The sequence below is a fragment of the Plasticicumulans sp. genome (genome assembly GCF_035331805.1).
GTDB lineage: Bacteria > Pseudomonadota > Gammaproteobacteria > Competibacterales > Competibacteraceae > Plasticicumulans.
Map to the genome: position 1 here is coordinate 1 of NZ_DAOLKE010000307.1, position 4,169 is coordinate 4,169.

Annotated in this window: 5 protein-coding genes and 1 pseudogene; all 6 read left to right on the forward strand. The window is 68.9% G+C overall.

The window, feature by feature from the left end; all coding sequences use genetic code 11:
* A pseudogene (gene narH / locus PKE44_RS15810) lies at positions 1-801 on the forward strand (nitrate reductase subunit beta); the annotation flags it as partial.
* Between the two features lie 28 nt (positions 802-829).
* On the forward strand, positions 830-1,552 hold the full coding sequence (narJ, locus tag PKE44_RS15815) for a nitrate reductase molybdenum cofactor assembly chaperone (protein ID WP_324553038.1): 723 nt from the start codon (positions 830-832) through the stop codon (positions 1,550-1,552).
* Positions 1,553-1,585: 33 nt separating this feature from the next.
* Positions 1,586-2,266 (forward strand): respiratory nitrate reductase subunit gamma, encoded by a 681-nt coding sequence (narI, locus tag PKE44_RS15820; RefSeq protein ID WP_324553040.1) that lies wholly within the window; start codon positions 1,586-1,588, stop codon positions 2,264-2,266.
* Positions 2,267-2,335: 69 nt separating this feature from the next.
* The gene (locus PKE44_RS15825) at positions 2,336-3,013 is read left to right on the forward strand and encodes a carbonic anhydrase (RefSeq protein WP_324553042.1); all 678 of its coding nucleotides are present in this window, start codon (positions 2,336-2,338) and stop codon (positions 3,011-3,013) included.
* A 48-nt stretch (positions 3,014-3,061) separates the two neighbouring features.
* Positions 3,062-3,841 (forward strand): peptidylprolyl isomerase, encoded by a 780-nt coding sequence (locus tag PKE44_RS15830; protein WP_324553044.1) that lies wholly within the window; start codon positions 3,062-3,064, stop codon positions 3,839-3,841.
* 137 nt (positions 3,842-3,978) lie between these two features.
* A partial coding sequence (locus PKE44_RS15835) for a type II toxin-antitoxin system HicB family antitoxin (RefSeq protein WP_324553046.1) occupies positions 3,979-4,169 on the forward strand: 191 nt, incomplete at its 3' end.

A 4,169-nucleotide genomic window follows, 5' to 3' on the forward strand; every position in this document is an offset into this window, starting at 1 on the left:
CCGCGCATCGAGGCCGGCCAGCCGACCGTGTGCTCGGAAACCTGCGTCGGGCGCATCCGCTATCTCGGCGTGCTGCTCTATGACGCCGACCGCATCGAGAAAGCCGCGGCGGTGCAGGACGAAAAAGCCCTGTATCAGGCGCAGCTCGACATCTTCCTCGATCCGTTCGATCCGGCCGTGCAGGCCGCCGCGCGCGCCGAGGGCATCCCGGAGGCCTGGCTCACCGCCGCGCAGGCTTCGCCGGTCTACAGGATGGCGATCGACTGGAAGATCGCCTTCCCGCTGCACCCCGAGTACCGCACGCTGCCGATGGTCTGGTACGTGCCGGCACTTTCCCCGATCCAGTCCAGGGCCGAAGCCGGTCAGCTCGGCATGAACGGCATCATTCCGGATGTCGACAGCCTGCGCATTCCGGTGCGCTACCTCGCCAACCTGCTGACCGCCGGCAACGAGGCACCGGTGAGCCTTGCGCTCAAGCGCATGCTGGCGATGCGCGCCTACATGCGGGCGAAAACCGTCGATGGCGAGATCCGTCAGGACGTGCTCGATGCCGTCGGCCTGCGCCTCGATCAGGTCGAGAGCATGTACCGGTATCTGGCGATCGCGAACTACGAGGACCGCTTCGTGATCCCGACTTCGCACCGCGAGTACGCCTCGGCGACCTACGACGCCTTCAGCGAGCGCGGCGGCTGCGGTTTCAGCTTCGGCAACGGCTGCGCCGATGGCGGCAGCAAGCTGAATCTCTTCGGCGGCAAAAAGCAGACGACCCGCCGCGCCAACCCGATCCGCTTCGTCAAGTGAAGCACCGGACACCCGAGGAATACGCATCATGCTGACGCTGAAGATCGTGTCCGCGCTGCTCTGCTACCCGCAGCCGGATCTCATGGACGCCCTGCCCGAACTGGCCGCGCTCGTGCGCGAGGACGATGAACTGCCGGTCGTCGAGCGCGGCCGGCTGGTGGACTTCATCGACGAACTGGCCGATTCCGACCTCTGGACGCTGCAGGAGCATTACGTCGCGCGCTTCGACCGCGGCCGCAAGCTGAGCCTGCACCTGTTCGAGCACATCCACGGCGAATCGCGCGACCGCGGTCAGGCGATGGTCGATCTGCTCGATGTCTACCGCGGCGCCGGCTTCGAGCTGAAGGCCCGGGAGCTGCCGGACTACCTGCCGCTGTTCCTCGAATTCCTGGCCACGCGCCCGCACGAGGAGGCGCGCCGCCTGCTCGATGACGCGAGCCACGTCATCGCGCTGCTCGGTGCGCGCCTGGCCGAGCGCCACGACCCGTACGCGGTGCTGTTCGACGCGCTGCTGGCGCTGATCGAGCTGCCCGCAGACCTCGGCGAGATCCGCGCACAGGCCGCCAGCGAAGGCCCGGACCGCACGATCACCGACATGGACAAAATCTGGGAGGAGGAACAGGTGACCTTCCTCGCCAGCCAGGCGCCGGACGGCGGCTGCGGCGTCGCGGCGGCCGGCACGGCGCAACCGCTGGCCTTCGTGCCGCCGCGGCAGATGCGCGCGCCGGCGCCTTCGCAGCCGTCCCGCTGAGCCGCCGGCTCCTGAATCCTGAGGAATTCCGTCATGTCCTACCTGAACGACCTGCTGTTCGGCGTCTACCCGTACATCGCCGGCACCGTGTTCCTGATCGGCAGCCTGCTGCGCTTCGACCGCGACCAGTACACGTGGAAGGCGCATTCGAGCCAGATGCTGTCGAACGCCGGCTTCCGGCGCGCCAGCAACCTGTTCCACATCGGCATCATCGGCATCTTCTTCGGCCATCTGGCCGGCCTGCTGACGCCGGTCGCGGTCTGGCACGCGCTCGGCGTGTCGGCGAGCTTCAAGCAGTGGGTGGCGATCGTGCTCGGCGGCCTGTTCGGCACGATGTGCTTCATCGGCCTGACGGCGCTGGTGCACCGGCGCCTGAACGATGCGCGCGTGCGTGCGAATTCGAGCCGCATGGACATCGTGATCCTGCTGCTGCTGTACGGGCAGCTGATCCTCGGCCTGCTGACCATCCCGGTGTCGCTGTTCCACCTCGACGGTGCCAACATGCTGACGCTGATGGCCTGGGCGCAGCACATCGTCACCTTCGACGGCCCGGGCGCCGCGGCGATCGCCGCCAACGTCGGCGGGCTGTTCAAGCTGCACCTGCTGCTCGGCATGACGATCTTCCTGCTGTTCCCGTTCAGCCGCCTCGTACACGTCTGGAGCGTGCCGCTCGGCTACGTGAAGCGCCCGTACCAGATCGTGCGCCAGCGCTGAACGGCCGCCTGTCCGGGCGGGGAAGACGCGCAAGCCGCCTTCCCCGCCGTCTTGCCCGGTAGCGCCGCCATGCCTGACATCTCCGCCTTCGTTTCCGGCTTCCTGAAGTTCCAGGCCGAGCACTTCGGTGAGGACGGCCTGTTCGAGACCCTGCGCCACGGCCAGAACCCGTCGACGCTCTTGATCGGCTGCTGCGATGCCCGCGTCGATCCGGCGCTGCTGACCGGCTGCAAGCCCGGCGACATCTTCATCGTGCGCAACGTCGCCAACCTCGTGCCGCCGTGTACGCCGGACGCCCCGCCCGGCGTCAGTTCGGCGATCGAGTTCGCGATCTGCGGCCTCGGGGTCGAGCGCATCATCGTGCTCGGCCACGCGCGCTGCGGCGGCATCCGCTACCTGATGGACCCGCAGCCGCTGACCGACGAGACCGACTTCCTCGGCCGCTGGATGCAGATCGCCGAACCGGCACGCACGCGCGTGCTGCACGAACTCGCGCACAAGTCGCCCGAGGAGCGCCTGCGCGCGCTGGAGCTGGCGAGCATCCTGCTGTCGCTCGACAACCTGATGAGCTACCCGTGGCTGCGCCGGCGCGTCGAGGCCGGCGGGCTGACGCTGCACGGCTGGTATTTCGACATCGCCGAAGGGGCGCTGCTCGCCTACTCTGCGCGCCGCCAGCAGTTCCTGCCCGTGGTCTGCCCGCTCGATCGCAGCACGCACCGCAAGTACGACGCCGGCCCGACGCCCTGACCCGGCCGCCGCGACCGCCCGCCTCCGCCCCGCCCCCCGAGAGCCGCCATGAGCGAGACCCCCGTGACCGTGACTGTCAACGGTGTCGAGATTGCCGAAACCGACATCCAGACCGAACTGCAGCACCACCCGCTGCCCGACCCGGCGCAGGCGCGTCAGGCCGCGGCGACGGCGCTGGTGATGCGCGAGCTGCTGCTGCAGGAGGCCCGCAGCCACGGCATCGACACCGCCGACACCGATACCGCGATCGCGACGCTGATCGAGCGCGCCGTGCAACTGCCGCAGGCCGACGCAGCCACCTGCCGGCAGGTGTTCGACGCCAACCCGAAGGCCTTCCGCACGCCGGATCTCTACGAGGTCGCGCACATCCTGTTCGCCGCCGCCCCCGGCATCCCCGAGGACCGCGCCGCCGCGAAGAGCGCCGCCGAAACGACGATTGCCGATCTCGTCACCGACCCGTCGCGCTTCGCCGCACTCGCTGCCGAACGCTCGGCCTGCCCGTCGAAGGCCACCGGCGGCCAGCTCGGCCAGATCGGCCCGCGCCAGACGGTGCCGGAGTTCGAGCAGGCGCTGCCGAAGATCACCCCCGGCACGGTCGGCCCCGAGCCGGTCGAGACGCGCTTCGGTTTCCACGTGATCCGCGTCGAACGCCGCATCGACGGCCGCCCGCTCGCCTTCGAGCAGGTGCAGGACAAGATCGCGCAATACCTCGCCGACACGGTGCGGCACACGGCCATGCGCCAGTACCTGCAGGTGCTGATCGGCAAGGCCGAGATCAGCGGCATCGAGCTGGAAGGCGCGGGGGCGGGGTCGCCGCTGGTGCAGTAGGCAGATGAAAGCCGGCGGCACAGCCGTTTCGCGCTGCGCCGCCTTCCCCGCGTTTGATCCGCAGCACTCCCCGGTGCAAAACCTGCAGCCCGCCCCCTAAGCTTCCGCAATCTCCTCCTCCCGGTCGGCAGGCCATCATGCGGAACTTCAGCGCTGTCATCGAACGCTGCCCGGATACCGGCACGTACGTCGCTTATGTCCCGGGCTTCCCCGGCGCCCATACCCAGGGCGCCACGCTCGACGAGCTTGACCAGAACCTGCGCGAGGTCATCTCGATGCTGCTGGAGGATGGCGAACCCAGGCTGCAGACCGAATTCATCGGCGTTCA

Coding starts and splice junctions, on each gene's coding strand:
- PKE44_RS15825 (WP_324553042.1), top strand. CDS start 2,336: ATGCCTGACATCTCCGCCTTCGTTTCCGGCTTCCTGAAGTTCCAGGCC.
- narJ (WP_324553038.1), top strand. CDS start 830: ATGCTGACGCTGAAGATCGTGTCCGCGCTGCTCTGCTACCCGCAGCCG.
- narI (WP_324553040.1), top strand. CDS start 1,586: ATGTCCTACCTGAACGACCTGCTGTTCGGCGTCTACCCGTACATCGCC.
- PKE44_RS15830 (WP_324553044.1), top strand. CDS start 3,062: ATGAGCGAGACCCCCGTGACCGTGACTGTCAACGGTGTCGAGATTGCC.